The following is a 21,833-nucleotide window of genomic DNA, read 5'->3' on the forward strand; positions in this document are numbered from 1 at the left end:
GAGCCCACTAAAAATTACTGGACGCTGACACCAGTATTTTTTATTTAAAGTGGTTCAATCGATTCTTCAATCACTTTTGCGCCGAATTCTTTTTGCAAGGCTTTTACAAAGTCATCATCTTTTATGACATCTTTTGCCCATACCAAGCGCTTTTGATTAATACATTGCTGAATTAATGCTGGTGTCGCACCGGCATCATTGACTAAATTGATAAATACTTCGGTCGGTTGTTCTTTTAAACGTGTGTAACATTTGGTGATATGTTCTAACGCCTGCGGCGAGTTAATGTGAGCGTATTTCTGGTCTAAGTTAATCACCAATTGCTGTTCGTTACTTTCTTTATCCATCGACGCATTTAATGTCAGTTGTCGAACTCGGCCGCCAAGTCCCATGGCATCAATTAGCTGAGCCCACTGATCTAATTGATTGGCATCACGGATCACACTCGGATCAATAGTCTCTGGATTAAAAGTTTCATTAGCTAACTGTTTAAAATCAATTTCGTTCTCAATTTGCGCTGTTGGCACATTGCTTGGCGACGCAAGAGGAGTACCTGGGTTGGCTTGCTGCTCATTTTGTTGTTCACCGTCAACAGTATTCGACTCATTGACGTCAGGTTGTTGATGAACTTTTGATAGCGCAGCTGCATCTGAGGCCGTTGCAATACCGATTTCATCGGCAGTTAAATCCCACGGTAAATCGCTCGCATCAAATTCGACCTTAGCCGAATTTTGATTTTCAACACCTTGGCTTTGTTCGTGACCTGCAATTGCGGTTGTTGACTGGCCGTTATTCGCGACATTACGATGTTTATTAAGTGGTGAGTCCGGATTTTCAGCACTGCTTGGTTTCTTAGCAGTGCTAGCTAGGGGCTTTTTTGCCTTATCCTCCACAGCCTTTTTTCGACTCCGGAGCATATTACGGGCAGCAAGCATTTTTTCTATTTGTGTTTGTTCTTGTTGAACAGGTTCTGCTTCTTGAACAGGCTGTTCTTGACTAGACGGCTCTTGCTCTTGCATTGGCTCTTGCACTGGCGTTTGCATTTGCTCTAGTGCAATCTCTGGCTGTGGTGCAACGTCCTGAACTAGCTCATCAGCTTGTTGTTCAGTATTTGCATCAGCAAACATATCACCTAAAGAAGGCTCTTCTGGTGTTTGCTCTTGCTGTGGCTGTTCTTGCGGCGCTGGTACTTGAGCAGGTTCAACTTGTTGCTTTTGTTCAGCGGCCAAGGTTTCCAATTCAACTTGCTGTTGCTCTAATTCACTTTTCGTATCAACATCGTCAGCGGTCACAGCGTTGCGATCAATGGTTAATACATCTGGCTGTTGAGTTAACGGAGCTTGTGCTGGTGGCTCTTGCTCAGAAGTTGATTGTACTTCAACGGTGGCCTCTGTTTTTGTATCAGCTTTAGTTTCAACTTTTGTTTCAGTTTTCGTTTCAGCTACTGGCGCTGGCGATTTTTCAACAGCTTTAACCGTTAAATCAATATCATCAAAATCAGTGCTGGTTGACGCTACGACTTGCTTTTCCTGACCGGCATCGGTAATTGCCGCAGGTTTAAACGCTAACATGCGCAATAGCACCATATCAAAGCCCGATTGCTCATCACTTGCATAAGACAAATCTTTACGGCCATTTAACACGATTTGATAATACAGTTGCACATCTTCTGGAGACATCGAATTAGCAAACTTGCTGAGTAATGTTTCACGCTGTGCATCGACATCAACCGAGCTTGGCACCAGTTGCCATAACGCCACTTGATGCAACAATTGCAGTAATTCCGCCAACAAACGATGATAGTTAGGCGCGAAGCTAGCAATACTTTTACTGAGCTCTAATAGCCCTTTATTGTCTTGCTTTATCAATGAGATCAGGATTTTATAAATCCAATTTTGATCAACGCCGCCAAGCATTTGTTGAACATTAGCCGATTCAATATGGCCTTTGCCTTGAGCGATCGCTTGATCGGTTAAGCTGAGTGAGTCACGCATACTGCCGCGTGCGGCTTTCGCTATTAAGGTTAATGCTCCAGCATCATGACTGACGCTTTCAGCGCTTAATATCTCGGTAAGTTTTTGTTCAATTTGTGCAGCAGTCAATGCTTTTAAATGAAATTGTAAACAACGTGACAATACCGTTACTGGCAATTTTTGTGGATCGGTAGTCGCCAAAATAAATTTAACATGTTCCGGTGGCTCTTCTAGCGTTTTAAGTAGTGCGTTAAAACTACTTTTCGACAACATGTGTACCTCATCAATGAGATACACTTTATAGCGTCCTGCGGTTGGCGCGTATTGCACGTTATCTAATATTTCTCGGGTATCATCGACCTTAGTGCGAGAAGCAGCGTCAATCTCGATAAGATCAACAAAACGCCCATCATCAACATCTAAACAAACACCACATTTACCACAAGGGTTGGCACTTATGCCCTCTTGGCAATTTAAACTTTTAGCAAATATGCGAGCGATGGTAGTTTTACCAACACCACGTGTACCGGTAAACAAATAAGCATGATGCAAACGCTCTTGCATTAGCGCGTTAACTAAAACAGTAACCACATGTTCTTGCCCCATTAGCTGGGTAAAATCTTTTGGTCGCCACTTTCGTGCAAGGACTTGATAGCTCATAGTTTCTATTTACCTGAATATTATATTGTCGAAAACTTTATTATTGTTGTTTTATCTATCGCGTAAAGTTTGCAGTAGTTATTTGAAAACTTGACTACTCGCCGTCGTATTCCACCATTGAATAGACGTTAACATCAAGCTGTTGCAATCGTTCGTGACCTTTTAAGCCTGGCAAGCCAATGACAAACGCCGCCTCAGTCACCGTTGCACCAACACTTCGAATGAGCTTTGTTGTCGCTTCAATGGTGCCGCCGGTTGCTAATAAATCATCAACCATTAACACCACATCATCGCTAGATAAAGCGTCTTTATGGATCTCTAATGTATCTTGGCCATACTCAAGATCGTAACTTTGACCGATAGTCTCTCTTGGCAACTTGCCAGGTTTGCGAACGGGCACAAAACCTACACCTAAGGCTAAAGCCAATGGTGCACCAAACAAAAATCCACGAGCTTCAGTGCCAACAACTTTGGTGATGCCATGATTTTGATATTGTTTTTTAAGGGTGTCGATACATAAACCGAAGGCTTTTGGATCATCTAAAATGCCGGTGATATCGCGAAACATGATGCCAGCAATTGGGTAATCAGGTACATCGACAATGGCGCTTTTTAGAAAAGAGATATCTTGTTCTGTCATTAGCTAGGACTTTAAATTAATTATTTAAATAAGTTAACTAATAGAATAATAGATCTTGGCTCAATTTTATAGTCACATTTGTAACTTATCAGAATATTATCGGACATCGACAGGGCCAATATCGAAAAGGAAGAAAATTAGATCAATATTTGCTCACGTCTGAACAAATATTGATGATTACAACTCGGTAATTTTTTATCTAATTTTAAGCAGTCGCTAACTGCTCTGCCAATACAGCTGAAACGTTAACAAGCAAGTCAGTTTCACTGATTGGTTTTGATAATACTTTATCCACTAATTTCAATTCTGGATGTTGCATCACAACAGCCAAGTCTTGAGTCGATAAAAATATCAATTTCGGGCTATTTGTTGTTGATAACGACTGCATATTTTTTACAAATTGCAGGCCATTCATCAACGGCATTAAATGATCGACAATACACAAATCAAAGTCTTGTTTTTGTGCTTTGTTAAAACCATCTAAACCATTTATTGCAGTGGTGACTGTGTAACCATTCTTGGTTAGCGTTTGTTCTAAATAAGCCATCACAGCGGCATTATCTTCAACAATTAAAATACGCTTAGTCATAGGAATTCCTTTATTTCACTATTTGCCAAAATCTTTATTTAACAAGTATTTAAGTTAACTTATTAAACACTATAAGTGATAACTAAAAATTTTAGCTCTTTATTAGAGCAATACGATATCACTTAACTAGCGAACGTATACCAACCCATAAGCATTGGTAGTAACGGCATTGCTAACATAGTTGTAATTGCAATTGCTAAATGACGTTTAGAAGTAGATTCTTTAAAGTTATCGTGTGACATTATAATACTCTCGAATAGAAAATTTGCGCGGATAATACACGAATGCGAAATAGTTTGATATAGATCAATTTATTTATTTTTAAATATTATTTAAACGCACCAAATTAGTGCTCAAAATGAACATTTTTGAAATGAAAATTTAACACATTTTTAACAATAAAATTATCACCATCCACTCTAATAAAAGTAGTAACGCTTAGTGCGTGGCATTTGCCGTTGGTTTGTAGTGCCTAATAGCTCAATTTGGCTCGTTAAATTTGGGCAGTGCTATTTGGGTAGTGATATTTGGGTAATTAATTAAAAACGGATATGTTTTCGTTGTCGGTCGTTAGCAAAGTGCAATTTTCAGTGTTCATTACTTTGCTAATTAATATTGCTGGCAATAAAAAAGCAGCTCAACGCTGCTTTTTTATCTAGTGTGTGTTGTGAATTTTAGTAAAACTAGGTTACGTTACTATTTACCTTCACCACATTTGCCTTCGCCACACTTACTTTTTTTCTTACCTTCACCACATTTGCCTTCGCCGCATTTGCTTTTTTTCTTGCCTTCACCACATTTGCCTTCGCCACATTTGCTTTTCTTGCCTTCGCCGCACTTGCCTTCACCGCATTTGCTTTTCTTGCCTTCACCGCACTTGCCTTCACCACACTTGTGCTTCTCTTTACCTTCACCACATTTTCCTTCGCCACATTTTGACTTTTCTTTTTCTGCATCAAATTCTGAAGAAGTAACAACAGTTTGTGATTCAAATGGGTTAGTCTCAGCTTTCGCTGGCATTGATGCCATTAGTCCTAAAACAAGAGCGCCTAGGGCTAACGTTGTTAAATAGTGTTTTAATTGTTTCATAATTTTCTTCCTGCTTGTTGTAATATTTACTGAAATAATTTCATTAATAATTGCGCAAATAATTATGTGACTGGTTGTACTAATTATTACGACGTTAATACCATTAAACACCCAAGTCCATGGTTATTAAGTAAGACCAAGGATACCTATAAAATATTTCACTTAATTTACAATTTAGCAAGTTTTCAATGAAAACAAATAGTTCTAATAGTAAATATAGTACAAAACCCGCCCCAATTTTGATCATAAACCAGCTCATTTTTATGAGTAAATTTCTTTAACAACTGATAAAAATACGTAAGAAAATAATAAAAATGGTAATGTTATTAAGCATACAGTCATCCTTAACTGAAACAGAAAATGCCTAGCTTTCGACTCAAAAGCCCCCTGGCACGTTTAATAACATTACCGGTTTCTCAATAAAGGGAGATTGTGAGCAAGGGAATAATCTCATAAAATCCATTTAAGTGAGACCGCACTCAATTTAACAGGCTTAAAATTGAAGTACATTTAAAGTGTGTTAGATCAGAAAAAATTGTCAATGTGATTTATTAAAAGATTTTGAATAGTACATTCAAACAATTGAAATGATTAGCAAAAATAGTTACAAAATTATGCTCCGCATTGCATTGAACTTTCATGTTAGATCCGTCCCCTTTTTATCCGCGCTATAAGTACCACTCTTAACAGCCATATTAGCCACGTTAATTAAAGCGAATAGTCGTGCCGACTTTATCAACAAGTAGGCCAATTATACTAAGTTCTGTATCCCCCTAGAGTTTCCACTTAGCTTCGAATCCCCGGATTTTCCTTGCATGCAGCAAGGAAATCATAAGAGATGAAATGCATCACGTCATTTTATTCACTTATTAAAAACGCTAACTCTTTGAATTATCAAAGCTTAAAAAATTAATCAGTTTTTTATTTGCAGGTATCGAAATTAAGGTCTAAATTTTAACTTATCGCAAGGTTAAAATTGACTACTAATTCAGTTCAATATGGATTCAATTAGCTAGCAATTTAAACAGCGGCAGTTACTGTAAAATGTTCTTAATTAAAATGCTCTTAATTCTTAATATGGGTAGTTTATTTATTAATATCGATGGTTTGATATAGATTATTTTGCATTAACACGTACATGTAGGAACATGTAGCGTAATCAAGGAATAAGGACAGAAGTAAAAGCATTACCTTTAACTTTGCAGCAATGCTCATCTCCACATGCACGCCCTGTGTATAGAAATTTTATAATCAACTACTTTGCGTAAAACCATATCTGCTGCTCGCTGTTTGGTTTACTATTTACCTAGGTTTTATTTAGGTTTTACTTTAGTTTTTACTTTAGTTTTATTTAAGTTTTTACTTTAGTTTTATTTAAGGTTTTAAATAACATTTTCTATTTGCAGGAGGCAATATGAACAAACATGGACGTTTCTATTCTTTTAACTCGAGAACAACTTCCTTTTTACCGACTCGTGTTCGCAAATCTTTAGTGTGTGAACTGCAGCTGCGCAGAAAGCGTATCTCTCTATTTACCCAAATAAAATCTCAGTCTGTCTCTGAAACTCTTGTAGCTAATCAATCAGCAATTCGAAGGGATCTTCATGTGAATAGTCAAAATCTGGGGAAAATATCTATTCGCAAATATTAATGATGACCATATTTCTACTCCGGAGACTAATTTTACAAATTAACCACTGCGGAGTGAATTAAAACGTTAATGGAGTAACGTTTAACTAGGAGAAAGCTCAATGGATTGAGTTATATGCAGGGAGCATAAAGGACGCCAGGATACTGGCAGTCATAGCATTCAAATAGCGCTACTTCTGTAACAGCTAAGCTAAAGTAAACAAGGCAGACGCTAAAGCATAGAAAGAAGCGACAAAATGCCATGACAAAGGGTTGATCAAAAGGATCCGATCATTCCTTGCTATGGATAGCAAAACAGAAACCACAGGTTTACTAGGTTTCGGAGAAATTGAGGTGTTGTAGATAGTAATTAATACCCTATGGATGGGGTAATACTATTGCTAATCGACCTCAAGCATTCTCTACATAGGTTCAAAAAAAACTATAAATATTAAACCGCTGTTGAATAGGGACAACGCCAATATAACTAGGGTTAAAGAGTTTAGCCATAAATTAGCAGTTACTCACCGCTATAACTTACAACTTACAACTTACAATGCAAATGAAAAGGAATTCACATGCCACGCAAACCAAGATTATACATCGCTAATATGCCGCACTTAATACAAGTATGTGGCAATAACTTACAATCATGTTTTTACTGCTCCAATGACTTTAACACCTACATCACAATACTTAATGCAAGCATAAATAAAACTAAGATAGCCCTACATGCCTTCGTTTTATTGGATAATCGCATTACGTTATTATTAACACCAAGTGATGAAGACAGCATAGGTCGATTAATGCAGGTAGTGAGTAGCAGTTATGTTAAGTACTTTAATCGACGATATCAGCGCACGGGTTCATTGTTCCAAGGAAGGCATAAATCATCAGTCATAGAGCCTAAGCAATTTTTACTATCAGCGATGCATTACATCGAGTATGCGCCGATTGTCAGTGGCATATGCCACCAACTCATCGACTATCCGTGGTCGAGCTATGGGCAAAATGCACAGCATCAGATAAATGATTTGTGTTTAGATGTTAGTCCCCACCCTATCTACTTGATGCTCGCCGATGACAAGCTTAATCGCAAGAACTGTTATCAAAGCATAAGTACACTAATTGACTCTAAAACGTTGAGCGATTTTATTACTGAACGTCTAAGCCATAACTTCCCTATTGGCGACAGTCAATTTTTGCGAAGTTTAGCGTTAAACCATAACTTCTACTTTACCAAGATGAAGCCTGGCAGACCGAGAAAACAGGCGATTTATCAGGGTGGTTTAGGCTCTGAAAACGGTCCTAAGTGCGGTTCTGAACAACGCTCTAGCAATGGCTCTAAGCAAAGCATTGAACTAGGCAATAGACAACGCGTCCCTATCATTGTCCATGAACCTAATAACAATGATTTAAGCCCTGAAAAAGGCAATGTCAAAGGCACCGTAAAAATTACTTCAAAGGTTTTCGACTATACCGTGATATAACAAGACATTACTTGCTATGAACAGCTTAAATCGAGCTAAAAATCGTATCCTTATAATGGCATTTAAGCGCACTTAAAAAATGTAAATAAATTGCTAACAAACGACCTGGTTTTATTGAAAAATATGATTCAAATCAAACCGAACTTGTAAAAAGTGATTATGCTTAGACTATAAACATAAAACTCAGGTGAGCTATGAACAAGATATTGGTTATCGCGGATGCAAGTATTGAAAAGAATATCGCTATAAGTGAAGGCGACAAGTTAGCTAAAGCTTATGATGCAACCATGCACGTTGTCTATTTTTTCCATGAAGATTTACGTGGTTTAAGAGCAAAAGGTGAAGCGTTTAAACAAAGCATTCTTGCTAGACTTGACGAAAAAGCGAATGACCAATTGGCCGAATACGCCAATAACAATCGTTATACTTATGAAGTTGTTTGGGAAAAGCACGTAGACCAATGGACCATTGATTACTGCCAAAGCCATGATCCAATTATGGTATTAAAAACCGGCCATCGCAGTGAGCGACTATTCTATACGCCAACTGACTGGCAGCTTATTCGTTATTGCCCTGCTCCGGTGTTTTTATTATCGGAAGAAAAATGGAAGCGTGCCGATGACATCTTAGCGGCAGTGGATTTAAGCACCAAAATTGAAGACAAACAGGCACTTAACCATACCATTTTAGCCAAAGCAAAAGAGTTGGCTACTAAACTCGATGTGAACGTTCAGGTATGTTACACCCCACTATTTTCAACGTTCTTAAGAGATCTTGGTTTGCAATACAAAGACGAAGTTGAAGTGGAAACTGAGAAAACCATGGCGCCGGTTATCGCAGAGCTTAGCGCACAATACCAAATACCGGTCGAGAACTTCCACATAAAAGCCGGTAAACCAGAGCAAGTGATCCCATCAACAGCTGCCAAACTTCGCACAGGCATTGTGGTTATCGGTTCCGTTGGACGAAAAGAAAAATTACTCGGTAGCACCGCAGAAAAAATCCTTGGTCTATTAAAAACCAACGTAATGGTGCTTAAACCCTAACGTGGCATGAGCACGATAACACAAACATATAGGGCAAAATAAGTAGGGTCAGATCCACTTAATTAAAGCTCATTTAGCTATCTCGCTTAGATTTTCTCACAAATACTCACGCAAACAGACACAGTGAGAGGGACAAAACAATGAACACAATTTTAGTCATTAACGATTCACAAGAACAAGATTACACTGCCATTAAACAGGCAGCAGATTTAGCCAAAGCCTACAAAGCAAAATTACATATCGTCAGTTTTTGCTATCACAACCTTCGCGGCGTGGTTGATATTGAAGAAGCGAAAGCGCGCATCGTTCAAGATCACCATGAAATTGCCGCGAATAAACTCGTGAACACCTTACAAGGCGTTGCTGACTATGATTTTGAAACGGTTTGGGAAAAGAACGTTGCGCCTTGGGTTAATAAATATGTGACCGACTTTAAACCGACAATGGTCATCAAAACAGGCCATCGCAGTGAAGCGCTCTTTTATACGCCAACGGATTGGCATTTGTTAAGAGAATGTCCAGCTCCGGTGTACATAGCCGCTAACAAAAAATGGCATAAAGCAAATACTGTACTGGCAACCATTGATATTGAAACATTGATGCCAGACAAGAAGCAACTTAATGAAAAGATATTGGAGCACGCAAGCATATTAGCCAAGCAATTAAATACAGAATTACACGTATGCTATGCAGTGCCGATTACTCCGATCCTTCGCAAATTAGGCATTCACAACAAAGAGAAAATGGAATCTGATTATCGTGCGGATCTTGGTGATGTGCTCAAGCTCATTGCAACGAGTTTTGGCATTGATATTAACAATATTCATATCAAAGCCGGCCAAGTAGACAAAGTGATCACGTCTGTGGCTGCAGATTGCAAGGCCAGCATTGTTGTTACCGGTACAGTGGGCAGAAAAGGTCTTGAGCAGAAGATCATCGGTAATACCGCTGAGAGCATCTTGAGCTTATTAAAAACCGATGTGTTGGCGCTGAAGCCTTAATACGAGGTTTATGGACAGTGTTTCCGTCATTACGTCCCACGACGTCAACTTATCGTATCCTAAACCTTAATCAACTCCCTGAATTTATTTCAGGGTCTCAGGATAATTCACAAGCACCATTTCGACTCCCTGAATTTATTTCAGGGTCTCAGGAGAATTCACAAGCACCATTTCGACTCCCTGAATTTATTTCAGGGTCTCTCCTCAAGCCAGACAGATACTGAAACAAGTTCAGCAAATCACGGTTTGGTTCAGCAAGTCTAGGTTTAGCTCTGTAATTTAACTCTCTATCTCGACTCCCTGAATTTATTTCAGGGTCTCAGGAGAATTCACAAGCACCATTTCGACTCCCTAATTTATTTCAGGGTCTCAATAAACTAAATCAACGTATTACACAAATCATCCCAGTGAGGATTAACCTTCTCGATCAAGTTTATCTTCCACTGTCGGCGCCAATTCTTGAGCTGTTTCTCTCGCGTAAGCGCATCATAGAATGTATCAAACAATTCGAAATAAACTAATTTGTCCAAGTTATATCTTTTAGAAAAGCTTCCGGTAACTTTGAAGCGGTGTTGGTCAATTCGATTTTCTAAATTACTGGTCGCTCCAATATATAGAGTTCCATTAGGTTTATTGGTGAGAATATATATCGCAGCTTTGTTCATATTGAATTCCTTTTCAATTGATTGAATCCAAAGTATAGATGCTTTTTCATGAGATACTGAAACAAGTTCAGCAAGTCGAATTTTGGTTCAGCAAATCACGGTTTGGTTCAGCACGTCTAATTTGGGTTCAGAAAATCTAGGTTTAGCTCTGTAATTTAACTCTCTATCTCGACTCCCTGAATTTATTTCAGGGTCTCAGAAGAATTCACAAGCACCATTTCGACTCCCTGAATTTATTTCAGGGTCTCAATAAACTAAATCAACGTATTACACAAATCATCCCAGTGAGGATTAACCTTCTCGATCAAGTTTATCTTCCACTGTCGGCGCCAATTCTTGAGCTGTTTCTCTCGCGTAAGCGCATCATAGAATGTATCAAACAATTCGAAATAAACTAATTTGTCCAAGTTATATCTTTTAGAAAAGCTTCCGGTAACTTTGAAACGGTGTTGGTCAATTCGATTTTCTAAATTACTGGTCGCTCCAATATATAGAGTTCCATTAGGTTTATTGGTGAGAATATATATCGCAGCTTTGTTCATATTGAATTCCTTTTCAATTGATTGAATCCAAAGTATAGATGCTTTTTCATGAGATACTGAAACAAGTTCAGCAAGTCGAATTTTGGTTCAGCAAATCTAGGTTTGGTTCAGCACGTCTAATTTGGGTTCAGAAAATCTAGGTTTAGCTCTGTAATTTAACTCTCTATCTCGACTCCCTGAATTTATTTCAGGGTCTTTTCTCAAGCCAGACCGATACTGAAACAAGTTCAGCAAATCACGGTTTGGTTCAGCAAATCACGGTTTGGTTCCGCAAGTCGAAGTGTGGTTCAGCAAATCGAAGTATGCTTCAGAAAGTCGAGGAATGATTTCGAATATCAAGAATAATTCCATTAATACTGGAATCGATTCGACTATATACATCACAATAATACTGGTCTCAGAGTCCATTAAATAGAGCCCATTATATACAAAGCTTAATAACTTGCTGATTACAGATCTATCAGGCATAAAAAAACGTCGGAATTACCGACGTTTTTTGTGTTTAGAACCTAACTCCTATCGCTGCTTTATCTTAGAACGGGAAGAAGTTGAAAGTGTATTTCGTTTCAATTTCATTCACATCCATGGCGCCGAAGTTAATCAGCTTAATACGAGCAATTAGTTTGCTTGCAAAGTCATCATAGTCGATATCGCTGCTGATGATTTTCACATCTTTAACACTACCATTTGGCATGATCACCAATGACACGACTACTTTACCTTCTAGGCCTGGGTCTTGACGAAGAGCACGGCGATAGATTGAGTAAATCGCACCTTTGTTCTTATCAAATACCTGACGTACCGATTCAGTAGTACGGTTACCGCTAGCAATTTCAGATGCCGTTTGCTCTGAGACTTCATCAGCGCCGCCTTCAGTTGCTACTTTTGCAGTAAACGCTGTTGTATCACGACCTTCAAGTTCGCCGCCACCGCCAACATCTGACGATAAGCTTGAGCTTTTAACACCACCACTGGTGCTTGTCGCTTTGCCACCTAACAAAACACGCTCTGTAGTTTCAGCTTCACCAGCACCTTCCATCAGCTCAGTTTTACCAAGCTTATCAACATCAACCGTTTCACGCATCGCGCTCAACTCGTCAGATAAAGCTAACAAGCCAGAGCTCTTCGCTTTCTCTTTGGCGTTTTGCTGTTTTTCTTGCTCGCTTAATTCAGGCTTAACTTCTGGCTCTTTTTCGACCTCTTCTTCAACCTTCTCTTCTTCGACAACTTCTGGCTCTGGCGGAAGTTCTGGTTCAGGCTCTGGCGGCACAACTTCAACTTTTCTTTCAAGTATTTTTACCAACTGCGGAGGGATTTTTTCAATCTCTTCACGAGTTTTTTCCGGTAAAGTCACGATCGATACGATAAAAGTAAAAATAAGCGTTGCGACTAAAAATACAACAATTATACGATTAAAGGTTTTGTTATCTTCTGCAGCATTCCATTTTGGCATAGCATTTTTATCGATTTTACTCACGATGCATTTGCCTCCACGTCATTAGCTGCTGCATTGCTATTTTGCTCGATGATTTCTTCATCGCTTGCGCCATACATTTGCTCAACTGCTAATGAGATATTGGTATATCCTGCTTGTGCCGATGTTTGCATGATTTTTTTCAATAATGCATATTCAACACTCTTATCCGCCATGATATTAATCGAACGGCCATTTTCTAACTCATATTGAGTTAAATTAGGACGTTTTGATTTTTGATATTCAAGTTCAGTGGTTAGTTTTTCAATAACGACCGACTCACTATTTACCACTTCTTCAACGCTGATAATTTTACGACCTTGTAAAATCACATTTTTGCGATTGATAGTTAACATCAAATTATCTTCAGCAGCCTCTTTAGATAAAGACTCAGGTAACTTAATATCTTTGTTGTTTTGCAACACTTGCACATCTGAGGCATTTACCATTAAGAAGAAAACTAAAATGGTAAAGATATCCATCAATGACACTAAACTCAGCTTAGAGGTTTTATTCATTCGCTGATGGTGTCTCGCCATACGCTTGGCTCTTACAGACTGCTTCATTGAGAACCTCCTTGGCTTGCTTGCCCCACGGCTTCTACTAGTTCAGCATTTTTAACGTTTGGCGCATCACCTAAAGAGATATCAGGAAACAATTCAGCATCAACCACTGACGCTGCCACAACTGCTTTATAAGAGCGGGCATTATCCATTAAAGTGACAATACTTTGATAATCGATTTCTGGTTCAAGTAACAACGATAAATCGCGTTTTTCAATGCCCTGCTGTGCTAATAATTGCTTCACTTGCTTCAATGTTGCCACTAAAGTTTTGTAATCGTAACCATCGGCAGTTGAAGGTATGGTTTTTAGCAAATATGTTTGCGGGTAATACACTTCAATCTGATCCTTGCGAACCATGACTTCTAATTGTTTTACCTCGTCACTATCTGTCTCAGCCTGCAAGGCTGGATCAGTCAACTCAGGTAACTTAAGATCGAGAACGGTAATATGTGAAAATACCATCATCATCAAAAGCACAGGCACAAGTACGATCATCAAGTTCATAAATGACGTGATGTCTAACTCAGCCTCCTGACGTTTGATACGGGGTTTTCTTAACATAATATCTACCTAAATTAATCTGTAGAGCGTGATTTAGCAGCAACAGTGTTGTTTTTGCTAATGATGTTTAAGAATTTCACACCAGCCATTTCTAAGTTATCGACGATTTCAGTTGTCTTAGTTTGTAAGACTGAATGACAAAGCAATAATGGAATTGCTGCAATCAAACCAAATGCTGTTGTGTTCATCGCAACAGAGATTGATTGTGATAATAATGACGCTTTCTCAGCAGGATCAGCACTTGCTACGGCAGAGAATGCAGCGATCAGACCAATGATAGTACCAAGTAGACCTAACAAGGTAGAGATGTTTGCTAACGTTGCTAAGTACGACGTACGTTTTTCTAAACGCGGCAATGTTTCCATTACACCTTCTTCCATTGCAAATTCAATTTCATCACGACGTGGTGTCTGCTGCATGCGATTTACACCCGCTTTGAAGATTTGTGAAATCGCCGCGCTATCGTTTAATTTTGCGATGCCGTCAAAATCAAGATTTTGTAGCATTGGCGTGATGTTATTCATCGCAGCGCCATTTTGCTTAGACATTTTAAATAGGTAAATTGCACGCTCAACGGCAATTGCTAAACCAATTGCTAATACGATGGCAATTGGAAACATGAAGGTGCCACCTTCTTGGAAAAAACGGATAATTGTATCAAACATAGGGTCCTACCTTTTTATTATAATGTTTTGTATAAAGTTAAAAATTTGGTTAAAAATTCGGTTAAAAATTAATTCTGTTTAGCTTATAAAGCTAAAAATGCTATTGCTGTTTTGATTGTTCGTGGTATGCATGCTCGCGCTGCAAACTCTCTACTTCAATCGGCTTAAATGTCATTTCAATTTTGCTGTTAATTGGCTTCGATGAAACCGGTTTTTGATCCGCTTTCTGCCATGGCACAATTGACAACACTTTAGGTTGTTCTTTATCACCGACAATGGTTGACTCAAGCGTGATCACAGCGCGCTTAGGCTTAGCATTTTTAAGTGCTTGCTCATCGGCTAACGCGGCATCATCGGTTTCGCCACTGCCATCTTCATCAATTAAATCTTCTGCATTGGCCATGTTTTCATGCACAACTTCAGAGTTAGCAACTTCAACATTAGTTTCTTCAGCTTGTTCGCTTTGCGCTACCGCCATAGGTACAAACAAACCAGACACACTAATACTTAATGCAAATAGCACTGAGTTTTTTGACACTAACAGATTCGAAAAATTAGGTTTATTCACCGCCATTCTCCTGATTGTTTTCTGCTTCAGCGGCAACCTTTGCCGCTTCTTGGCGAGCAATTTGTTTTAGCTGAAGGCCTAAATCTCTGATCCAGCCTTTTACTTTCTTGTTTTCGCCATTGGTCAACAACTCATAGGTTTCATAGCTTGCTAACGCGTCTGCTTTGTTGCCTATATATAAGTCGTTCAAAATCGCTAGATTTAAATGCGCAGGCGCAAAACCTTGCCAGCTTGCAATGGCTGCCTGGTAACTTACTTTGGCTTGTTCAAATTCGCCTAATTTACGTTGTAGTAACCCTAAGCGGTTATAAGCAAAGTAGTTATTTGGGTTTATCGCAACGGCTTGACTAAAGTGCGCTTTGGCTGCTTCATCATTGTTTTCAGTCAGGGCAATATCACCAAGATATACTTGAATACCCGATAACGTTGGATGTTGCTCTGCAAGTGCTGTTAAATCAGTAGAGCTTTTATTGGTAACCGCTGCGTTAATCGCTTGCTTAACACTCGCGTCGACAGGCGCCGCATTATCAAGATAGGCGTTTGGAGCGGCCTTTAACGCTGCCAATTGTTGTTGCTTAGCTTGCGCGGCTTTTTCCGCATCAGACATCGTCTGTTCTACAACTTCTTCAACGGCTTGATTAGCAGTTGTATCTGTTGCATTAGCAGCTTCGGTTTCAACAATCTCTGGTGATGATGAACACGCCGCTAAGGTAATTGCTGAGCTTGCAAGCAACCATTTAGCCGGTACTCGCAATTGATTAATAAACTTCATTAATATTCTCCACAATTTGCTCTTGCTTGTTGTATCGACCAGGCATTAATTCAGCCAGCGCTGCAAAGCTACGTTTTACCCATGCATCATAAACCCCACCTTGCGTGCGCTGTGCATTGGTTTCATGCACTGCGATCGCTTGGTCTTCAAATGGGAAGCTTTGTTCTTCAAGCAGTATTTCATATTGCTCAAGCTCTAATGCATCTAAATCTTTCGGACGCTCTGAAGCCAATAAATCTTTACCTAGTTGACGATACACCTCACCAATTCGATAGTTTGCCGTGGTTGCAAACTCGGCAACTTGGTAACCTACAACTTGGTTGTATGCTGCAAGTGTGGTGTTTAATAACTCACGTTTTTTCGCTAAAGATTGATTTAACGGTAAGGTTAACTTGGCGCGTCTAAAGGCGATCATTTTCTCATCGGCAAAGACTAATTGAGACATCGCGGCTAAATAACGAGAGCGTGCGGTTCTTTCTGCGCCTATCGCTTTACTATCTGCTTCGACAATTTTCTTCAGCCAGAATTTCCGTTTGTACTCATCGCCTTCTTTGGTCAAGCTTTGCTCTGAGTCTTTATTGTAAAACTCACTCATAATAAACTTAGCTTCCAATGCCGTTGAATATGGCATCGGGTAAGTATGAGCGTAGCTGCGATAGGCACGCATTGCTTGGTTCTTATTACCGGCTTTCATATAAGTTTCAGCCGATAACCAAAGCATCTGACGGGTGTCTTGTGACTTAGGATTTACCGACCATGTCATCTTCAGGTAGTTCGCGGCTTGTTCCCATTGACCCGTTTGTTGGAATGCAAAGGCCAATTTTGTTGGGATATCTTTTGATAACTCATTATTTGGGTAGCGCGTTCTAAAATCAGAAAATTGATTAATCGCTTGCTTGTACTTTTTCTGGGTCAACAAATGTGTACCTAAATCGTACTGAGCATTGATTCGTATCTTAGAATCAGGCGCAAGCTCAATGACTCTGGCAAAGTGCTTAGTCGCTAAATCTAAATCGGCAGGATCGCTGTTGGCAGCAATTTCACCTTGACGATAAATACTTGCAGCGTATCTATCGTTCATATCTTTGTAACGTCGATCGTTTTTATCCAATGACGCTAAGATAGTTTTATAGCTTTCTTCAGCCGCGGCATAATCTTGTTCTGCATACTGACTATGTGCAATCACAAGTAGTGCCGATAATCGTTGCTCTGCGGTTAAGTTTTCAGGCATCGCGAGTGCCGCCGTTGCAAACTCAATCGCATTTTCGTGATCGCCAGATTTAAAGTACTGTTGGAACACATCACTTTGCACGCTGGCTGCACGGCTATCATTTGGATAGCTAGCAATAAATTGTGTTTTATAATCGCTCTGTTCATTGGTTAAGCGTTGTTTTTGCTCTTGAGTTTCTGCCGATTTAATGCGTTTATCGTAGGTTAAAATTAACGCATAGGCGGCTTCGGCGCTGTAATCTTTATTAAACTCAGCAAGAAGTTCTGGATCGAGTTCGCTGTCAGTCGCGGCCGTTTCACCAGCGTCCGTCCCCTCTACTGTTGGCTCTGTATTCGCTTGGGTTGAATCATTGCCAGCATAGGCAACACTTTCGTAGTATTTTGCCGCTTGGTCATAGTCGCTCATTTCATAGTAACTTTCCGCTAAATAAAAACTCATCGTGCTTGCGCCGATGTGTCCTGGGAAACTTGCTAAAAACATTTGATAATAACGTGCCGTTTCACTATAAGCTGTATTTACCTTTGTGCGCTGGGCATTGGTATTGTTTGACGCTAATAATCGTTTTTGTTGCTGAGCATTTGCATGGGCATTTTGTGCGAGTTCTTGCGTAAGCGCCATTAATACTGGCGTTGCTTTTTCACGAACTAAACCGTCTTTGCCTTGCCAATATGGCGTTTCTTGCATGCCGCCCGTAGATTGAGAGCCTTCAGCAGGTTGAGAGCCTTCAGCTGGTAGAGAGCCATCAGCTGGTTGAGAGTCATCAGCTGGTAGAGAGCCTTCAGCAAGTTGAGAGCCTTCAGCAAGTTGAGAGCCTTCAGCAAACTTATAAGTGTCAACAAAGGCCACTTTCTCGTCTTTAAGCTCAGTAACATAACGACCACGACGCATTGCTGTCATCTTATCCATGGCAAAAATTACCGCCATTTCATCGTCTTGATGGGTCTCTATGTAACGACTGTATACACCAATAGCATCGCTATAACGCTGCTTACTTAAATAGTAATCGGCAAGCTCGGCGTAACTTAAATGCTCATATGGACGTTCGCCCATATTCATGTAATGACGAGTTAAACTGTCCACCCCTTCCGTTGCCGAAAAGATCAATGTCATTACCGTAAAGGTTTCTTCAACAAGTTGCTTATCTCTTGATGGCAACACTGCCGATAATTCCTCTAATGTATGAACATCAGTCATCACATCATCAGGCATAGCGCTATCAAAAATTTTACTAAAGGTGATCAACGCTTGTTGGTACTGCTCTAATTTAAAGTAACTCCAACCTTGCATATAAAGGGCAATAGCATAATAAGGGTTATCATCTTCTGTGGCAGTGACAACCTGATAGCTAGTTAATGCTTTTGCATATTGCTGATCAGAGAATAAAATTTCGGCACGTCTAAAATGCACTTCCAGCAAATAAGGATTTTCTGGAAATTCGTTATTTAAACGGTCAATTGTTTTTAACGTATTGGCGCTGTCGCCTTGTAAATCATAAGCCTTAGCTAATTGATACAATAACTTATCGTTGCCCTCTGCTCCTGGATTGTCATCAATAAACCCAGTTAATGCGGTGATAGCGCCGCCATAATAAGCGTCGTTATTGGCTTCACCGTCAAGCTGCGACTGCTCACCTTGCATTACTTTTAATACCGCAATACGCTGTTTAAGTTCAGCTTGTACTGCAGGGTCTTCAACTTCGAGTAATAACGTTTCGTAAGATTGAGTTATTTCTGTCAATGACATTTCAGGCAAATCAGCTTTAATACCCGTTGCAGGTTGCAATTGTACATCGCCAATTGTGGCGCTACGCTGTCTTTTAGCAACCACTTCTTCGTCGTAGTTCTCATCAGTTAAAATACAACCCGACAGTAACATTGACGACATTGCCACCGCGGCAACTGAGCGGCCAAATGAACGAGCATATGAACGACTAATCGAAAGAGATAAAATAGATTTTTTCATTATTCTTCTCCTCCTTGCTGTTTAATAAAGGCATCATCGGTAATGCGTACAATGGCCATTTTCGCTTTTTGCATATAATCACTTAAATCACTGCGCTGCTCATTGAGCCCGGCTATTAACTGCTCTTGCATTTGCATTAACAATTGTTTTTGTAAGCCACGAGTCGTTGCCATTTTTTCTGACAATCTGGTTTGCATATCAAACACTGGCGATAAACCAAGGGTTCGGTTTTCTTGTAATTTCGCTAACGAATTAATGTTTGCTTGCTTAAGCGTGCGACCTTCTTGATCAAGATAATGATCGCCAATTTGCCATAACAATGAACCTGCAATTCTATCAAGGCGCAGTTTCAACGCGGTTTGCTCAGGGCCTGTGCCGGTTGCATCAACACGTGCTTTTAACGCTATGTATTGTTGATAAACGCTGGTCAATTCATTGCGATTGCCAATAACCGGATCGCTGGTGAATAACTTGCCAACGTAACCAAACGCGGTTTGGTTTAACTGGCTATCTAGCGCTCGATATTGACGTTCTAATTCATTAATTTGTGCCTGGCGAAGTTCAATTTCTTGCTGCTTTTCAATTGGCGATTTAACCGTAGCGGCAGTGACTGCTGCCTTATCATTCAAATCTTGCTGATAAAAGCTCTTCGCTAATTCATCGCTTTTTTGTTGCAGCAATATCAAAGTATTGTGCATGACGTTTAGATCATTAATGTCTTCAAGATTGTGTTGGAACTCGTTTGAAGCAACCACATCATAACTGTTAAAGTCTTTTGGCACGTTAAAGGTAACTTTGCCACCTTTTAAGTTTTGCGGTGCTTGAATCACTTCACCATTGTCATCGTAAACTACCGGCGCTTCTTCAACGGCAAGCAATGACATCAAATACTCATCGGATGCTAATTTGGCAATTTCATCATCAAGGGAAGTTTGTTGACGTTGAAAACGGTCAACCATTTTGCTGTAAACAGCATAGGCACTGTCGGTATCGTCAAGCTGCTCGTGGGCATATCCTTGAGCAATATTGGCTTCAAGTACAAAGGTAGAGTTTGATGGCATTGCACCAAGTTTTTGCCAAACGGCAAGTGCGGTATCAAAGTCACCTTTGTTCGCCATTGCCCAACCGTAACCTAAGTACGCTGATTCAGTATCTAATGAATCGGCTGAAATGCGTTTAAAACACTCAATCGCTTCATCGTTTTGATCAAGTTGAATATGCAAATAGCCTTTGGCCAAATTTGCTCGGTCAATTAATGCTTCAATCTCGTCGGTAATTTCAACCGGTTGCGTGCTAACGTTTTGGCTATCGGCGTCAGCTTCACTTTCGCCCTCACCAGCAGGCAAAGAATTATCGCCAGGCAATGTCACCACGACCGCTAAGGCATCAATGGCTTTTTGTTTTTCACTTTGTTGCAACAACTCCATCGCTACATTAAACGCTAAATAACGATGATAAATAGAGCCTTCGCTGATATTTGCCGCTGCCGCTCTTGCCGCAGGTAAATCGTCTATACGAAGGGCTATTTGCGCCGAATAATAATAAAATTCATCAACGTATTCTGCCGCTAAGTTTTCGCCGACTTGATTAATCGCTTTATTGGCTTTGTTGTATTGCTGTTTTTTATAAAGTGCTTTGGCAAAACGAAAAAATACAAAATCTTTATAGGCTGGATCGGTTGAAGTTTTTGCCGAATCTAACAACTGCTCAGCAAAAATCTGACCCGCACCATTATCCATTTCAAAGTGCAACTCTAAACCGGCTTTAAGAAGCTTAGATTTATCATCAAGGGCAACACCTTGTTTTTCGAGCAGCACCAATTCGGTTAACGATTGAAAGTAATCGTCTTGCAAATAGTTATATATCGCGACGCCTTTACCTGTTTTCAGCTTGGTCGTTTTTACTTCTGTTTGTTCCACTGCGGTTTTGGATAACGGCGCTTGCTCTGCTTCAGCGCTGTAGGCATTTGCTGTAAGTACAACACTTGCGCCGCTTATTGCAAACGCCATGCTGATCCCTGCTGCGCGCAACGAACGGCTAATGCGACTTAAACGCATTTCGCTAGCCCAGTTAACACTGTCAGCAAAGGGTGATTTTGAAGAATTAAATGAACGGCTCATATATTACAGCTCATTTAATGAAACAACTGGCGTCATTGCACTTTGTGAATAGCTAATACTCAATTCAAAGACTGCTGGCTCCACTTGTTTGTTAAAGCTATGGGTTAATGCACGCTTGGTTGCACTGCCGGTACCATCAACACCAGAAAATATTGCGGTAATGGTATGCGGCCCCGCATCAACGTCACCAATATAAAGACGTTCAACACCGCCTCGATTTAACGCTGAGCTTTGTTGCTCATCGTATTTGCTTAGAGAAACTTCTTCACCATCAATAAACACTTTGGTTGAAGTGACATTAAATGTTCCGGCTGAGTTTACTTTTAAATAAACTGCAACTTGTTCAGAATCTGGGTAAAACATTTTCTGCTCTAACAATTGAATATCAGCAGCGATGTCAACCATATCGGTTTTCAACGCTTGTAATTGTTGCTCACTCGTTGCTTCTTCAGCAATGCTTACCTGTGAAAACGTGGTGATCGTTGCCGTAATTAGCGCCGTTATCAACTTAATAACAGCAGTTTGGTTTGTTTTCGCAGTATTTATTATATTTTTCATATCGCTACCTTTATCTTGCGTTAACTTATTACC

Annotated in this window: 18 protein-coding genes; 3 read left to right on the forward strand and 15 right to left on the reverse strand. The window is 39.8% G+C overall.

Going from position 1 to position 21,833, the window contains the following annotated elements; translation table 11 throughout:
* Window positions 1-44: 44 nt before the first annotated feature.
* From dnaX to LT090_RS10725, 4 genes are all read right to left on the reverse strand, one after another.
* The gene (dnaX, locus tag LT090_RS10710) at window positions 45-2,633 is read right to left on the reverse strand and encodes a DNA polymerase III subunit gamma/tau (RefSeq protein WP_068546701.1); all 2,589 of its coding nucleotides are present in this window, start codon (window positions 2,631-2,633) and stop codon (window positions 45-47) included.
* Window positions 2,634-2,727: 94 nt separating this feature from the next.
* Window positions 2,728-3,273, reverse strand: coding sequence for an adenine phosphoribosyltransferase (gene apt / locus LT090_RS10715; protein WP_068546700.1), 546 nt, complete (start codon window positions 3,271-3,273; stop codon window positions 2,728-2,730).
* Window positions 3,274-3,478: 205 nt separating this feature from the next.
* Window positions 3,479-3,862, reverse strand: a complete 384-nt coding sequence (locus LT090_RS10720; RefSeq protein WP_068546699.1) for a response regulator — start codon at window positions 3,860-3,862, stop codon at window positions 3,479-3,481.
* Window positions 3,863-4,558: 696 nt separating this feature from the next.
* Window positions 4,559-4,951 carry an HvfA family oxazolone/thioamide-modified RiPP metallophore gene (locus LT090_RS10725; protein WP_068546698.1) on the reverse strand — a complete coding sequence of 131 codons (393 nt, stop codon included), beginning with the start codon at window positions 4,949-4,951 and terminating at the stop codon, window positions 4,559-4,561.
* Window positions 4,952-7,158: 2,207 nt separating this feature from the next.
* Here LT090_RS10725 and LT090_RS10730 point away from each other — a divergent pair.
* From LT090_RS10730 to LT090_RS10740, 3 genes are all read left to right on the forward strand, one after another.
* The gene (locus tag LT090_RS10730; RefSeq protein WP_068546697.1) at window positions 7,159-8,070 is read left to right on the forward strand and encodes a hypothetical protein; all 912 of its coding nucleotides are present in this window, start codon (window positions 7,159-7,161) and stop codon (window positions 8,068-8,070) included.
* Between the two features lie 194 nt (window positions 8,071-8,264).
* Complete coding sequence (locus LT090_RS10735) at window positions 8,265-9,116, forward strand: universal stress protein (RefSeq protein WP_068546696.1); 852 nt, start codon at window positions 8,265-8,267, stop codon at window positions 9,114-9,116.
* Window positions 9,117-9,256: 140 nt separating this feature from the next.
* Complete coding sequence (locus LT090_RS10740) at window positions 9,257-10,117, forward strand: universal stress protein (RefSeq protein ID WP_068546695.1); 861 nt, start codon at window positions 9,257-9,259, stop codon at window positions 10,115-10,117.
* 377 nt (window positions 10,118-10,494) lie between these two features.
* Here LT090_RS10740 and LT090_RS10745 read toward each other — a convergent pair whose 3' ends face one another.
* The 11 genes from LT090_RS10745 to LT090_RS10795 all read right to left on the reverse strand — a co-directional run bounded on the left by LT090_RS10745 (window position 10,495) and on the right by LT090_RS10795 (window position 21,800).
* Window positions 10,495-10,782, reverse strand: a complete 288-nt coding sequence (locus LT090_RS10745; RefSeq protein ID WP_068546694.1) for a GIY-YIG nuclease family protein — start codon at window positions 10,780-10,782, stop codon at window positions 10,495-10,497.
* Window positions 10,783-11,036: 254 nt separating this feature from the next.
* The gene (locus tag LT090_RS10750; RefSeq protein ID WP_068546694.1) at window positions 11,037-11,324 is read right to left on the reverse strand and encodes a GIY-YIG nuclease family protein; all 288 of its coding nucleotides are present in this window, start codon (window positions 11,322-11,324) and stop codon (window positions 11,037-11,039) included.
* Between the two features lie 532 nt (window positions 11,325-11,856).
* The gene (locus LT090_RS10755; RefSeq protein WP_082897182.1) at window positions 11,857-12,801 is read right to left on the reverse strand and encodes an AgmX/PglI C-terminal domain-containing protein; all 945 of its coding nucleotides are present in this window, start codon (window positions 12,799-12,801) and stop codon (window positions 11,857-11,859) included.
* Complete coding sequence (locus LT090_RS10760; RefSeq protein ID WP_068546693.1) at window positions 12,798-13,364, reverse strand: ExbD/TolR family protein; 567 nt, start codon at window positions 13,362-13,364, stop codon at window positions 12,798-12,800. The genes LT090_RS10755 and LT090_RS10760 overlap by 4 nt, the downstream gene beginning before the upstream one ends.
* Window positions 13,361-13,924 (reverse strand): ExbD/TolR family protein, encoded by a 564-nt coding sequence (locus LT090_RS10765; protein ID WP_068546692.1) that lies wholly within the window; start codon window positions 13,922-13,924, stop codon window positions 13,361-13,363. Before LT090_RS10765 ends, LT090_RS10760 begins: the two co-directional genes overlap by 4 nt.
* Window positions 13,925-13,938: 14 nt before the next feature.
* Window positions 13,939-14,589, reverse strand: coding sequence for a MotA/TolQ/ExbB proton channel family protein (locus LT090_RS10770; RefSeq protein WP_068546691.1), 651 nt, complete (start codon window positions 14,587-14,589; stop codon window positions 13,939-13,941).
* A 100-nt stretch (window positions 14,590-14,689) separates the two neighbouring features.
* Complete coding sequence (locus LT090_RS10775; protein WP_070795960.1) at window positions 14,690-15,157, reverse strand: hypothetical protein; 468 nt, start codon at window positions 15,155-15,157, stop codon at window positions 14,690-14,692.
* Window positions 15,150-15,929, reverse strand: coding sequence for a tetratricopeptide repeat protein (locus LT090_RS10780; protein WP_068546689.1), 780 nt, complete (start codon window positions 15,927-15,929; stop codon window positions 15,150-15,152). The genes LT090_RS10775 and LT090_RS10780 overlap by 8 nt, the downstream gene beginning before the upstream one ends.
* On the reverse strand, window positions 15,916-19,122 hold the full coding sequence (locus LT090_RS10785; RefSeq protein ID WP_068546688.1) for a tetratricopeptide repeat protein: 3,207 nt from the start codon (window positions 19,120-19,122) through the stop codon (window positions 15,916-15,918). Before LT090_RS10785 ends, LT090_RS10780 begins: the two co-directional genes overlap by 14 nt.
* Window positions 19,122-21,242, reverse strand: a complete 2,121-nt coding sequence (locus tag LT090_RS10790) for a tetratricopeptide repeat protein (RefSeq protein WP_068546687.1) — start codon at window positions 21,240-21,242, stop codon at window positions 19,122-19,124. Before LT090_RS10790 ends, LT090_RS10785 begins: the two co-directional genes overlap by 1 nt.
* Window positions 21,243-21,245: 3 nt before the next feature.
* Window positions 21,246-21,800 (reverse strand): hypothetical protein, encoded by a 555-nt coding sequence (locus tag LT090_RS10795; RefSeq protein WP_068546686.1) that lies wholly within the window; start codon window positions 21,798-21,800, stop codon window positions 21,246-21,248.
* Window positions 21,801-21,833 lie beyond the last annotated feature (33 nt).

The sequence above is a fragment of the Thalassotalea crassostreae genome (assembly GCF_001831495.1).
GTDB classification, from domain to species: domain Bacteria; phylum Pseudomonadota; class Gammaproteobacteria; order Enterobacterales; family Alteromonadaceae; genus Thalassotalea_A; species Thalassotalea_A crassostreae.

Coding starts and splice junctions, on each gene's coding strand:
- LT090_RS10770 (WP_068546691.1), bottom strand. CDS start 14,589: ATGTTTGATACAATTATCCGTTTTTTCCAAGAAGGTGGCACCTTCATG.
- LT090_RS10740 (WP_068546695.1), top strand. CDS start 9,257: ATGAACACAATTTTAGTCATTAACGATTCACAAGAACAAGATTACACT.
- LT090_RS10725 (WP_068546698.1), bottom strand. CDS start 4,951: ATGAAACAATTAAAACACTATTTAACAACGTTAGCCCTAGGCGCTCTT.
- LT090_RS10745 (WP_068546694.1), bottom strand. CDS start 10,782: ATGAACAAAGCTGCGATATATATTCTCACCAATAAACCTAATGGAACT.
- LT090_RS10760 (WP_068546693.1), bottom strand. CDS start 13,364: ATGAAGCAGTCTGTAAGAGCCAAGCGTATGGCGAGACACCATCAGCGA.
- LT090_RS10730 (WP_068546697.1), top strand. CDS start 7,159: ATGCCACGCAAACCAAGATTATACATCGCTAATATGCCGCACTTAATA.
- LT090_RS10795 (WP_068546686.1), bottom strand. CDS start 21,800: ATGAAAAATATAATAAATACTGCGAAAACAAACCAAACTGCTGTTATT.
- LT090_RS10780 (WP_068546689.1), bottom strand. CDS start 15,929: ATGAAGTTTATTAATCAATTGCGAGTACCGGCTAAATGGTTGCTTGCA.
- dnaX (WP_068546701.1), bottom strand. CDS start 2,633: ATGAGCTATCAAGTCCTTGCACGAAAGTGGCGACCAAAAGATTTTACC.
- apt (WP_068546700.1), bottom strand. CDS start 3,273: ATGACAGAACAAGATATCTCTTTTCTAAAAAGCGCCATTGTCGATGTA.
- LT090_RS10750 (WP_068546694.1), bottom strand. CDS start 11,324: ATGAACAAAGCTGCGATATATATTCTCACCAATAAACCTAATGGAACT.
- LT090_RS10785 (WP_068546688.1), bottom strand. CDS start 19,122: ATGAAAAAATCTATTTTATCTCTTTCGATTAGTCGTTCATATGCTCGT.
- LT090_RS10735 (WP_068546696.1), top strand. CDS start 8,265: ATGAACAAGATATTGGTTATCGCGGATGCAAGTATTGAAAAGAATATC.
- LT090_RS10765 (WP_068546692.1), bottom strand. CDS start 13,924: ATGTTAAGAAAACCCCGTATCAAACGTCAGGAGGCTGAGTTAGACATC.
- LT090_RS10720 (WP_068546699.1), bottom strand. CDS start 3,862: ATGACTAAGCGTATTTTAATTGTTGAAGATAATGCCGCTGTGATGGCT.
- LT090_RS10790 (WP_068546687.1), bottom strand. CDS start 21,242: ATGAGCCGTTCATTTAATTCTTCAAAATCACCCTTTGCTGACAGTGTT.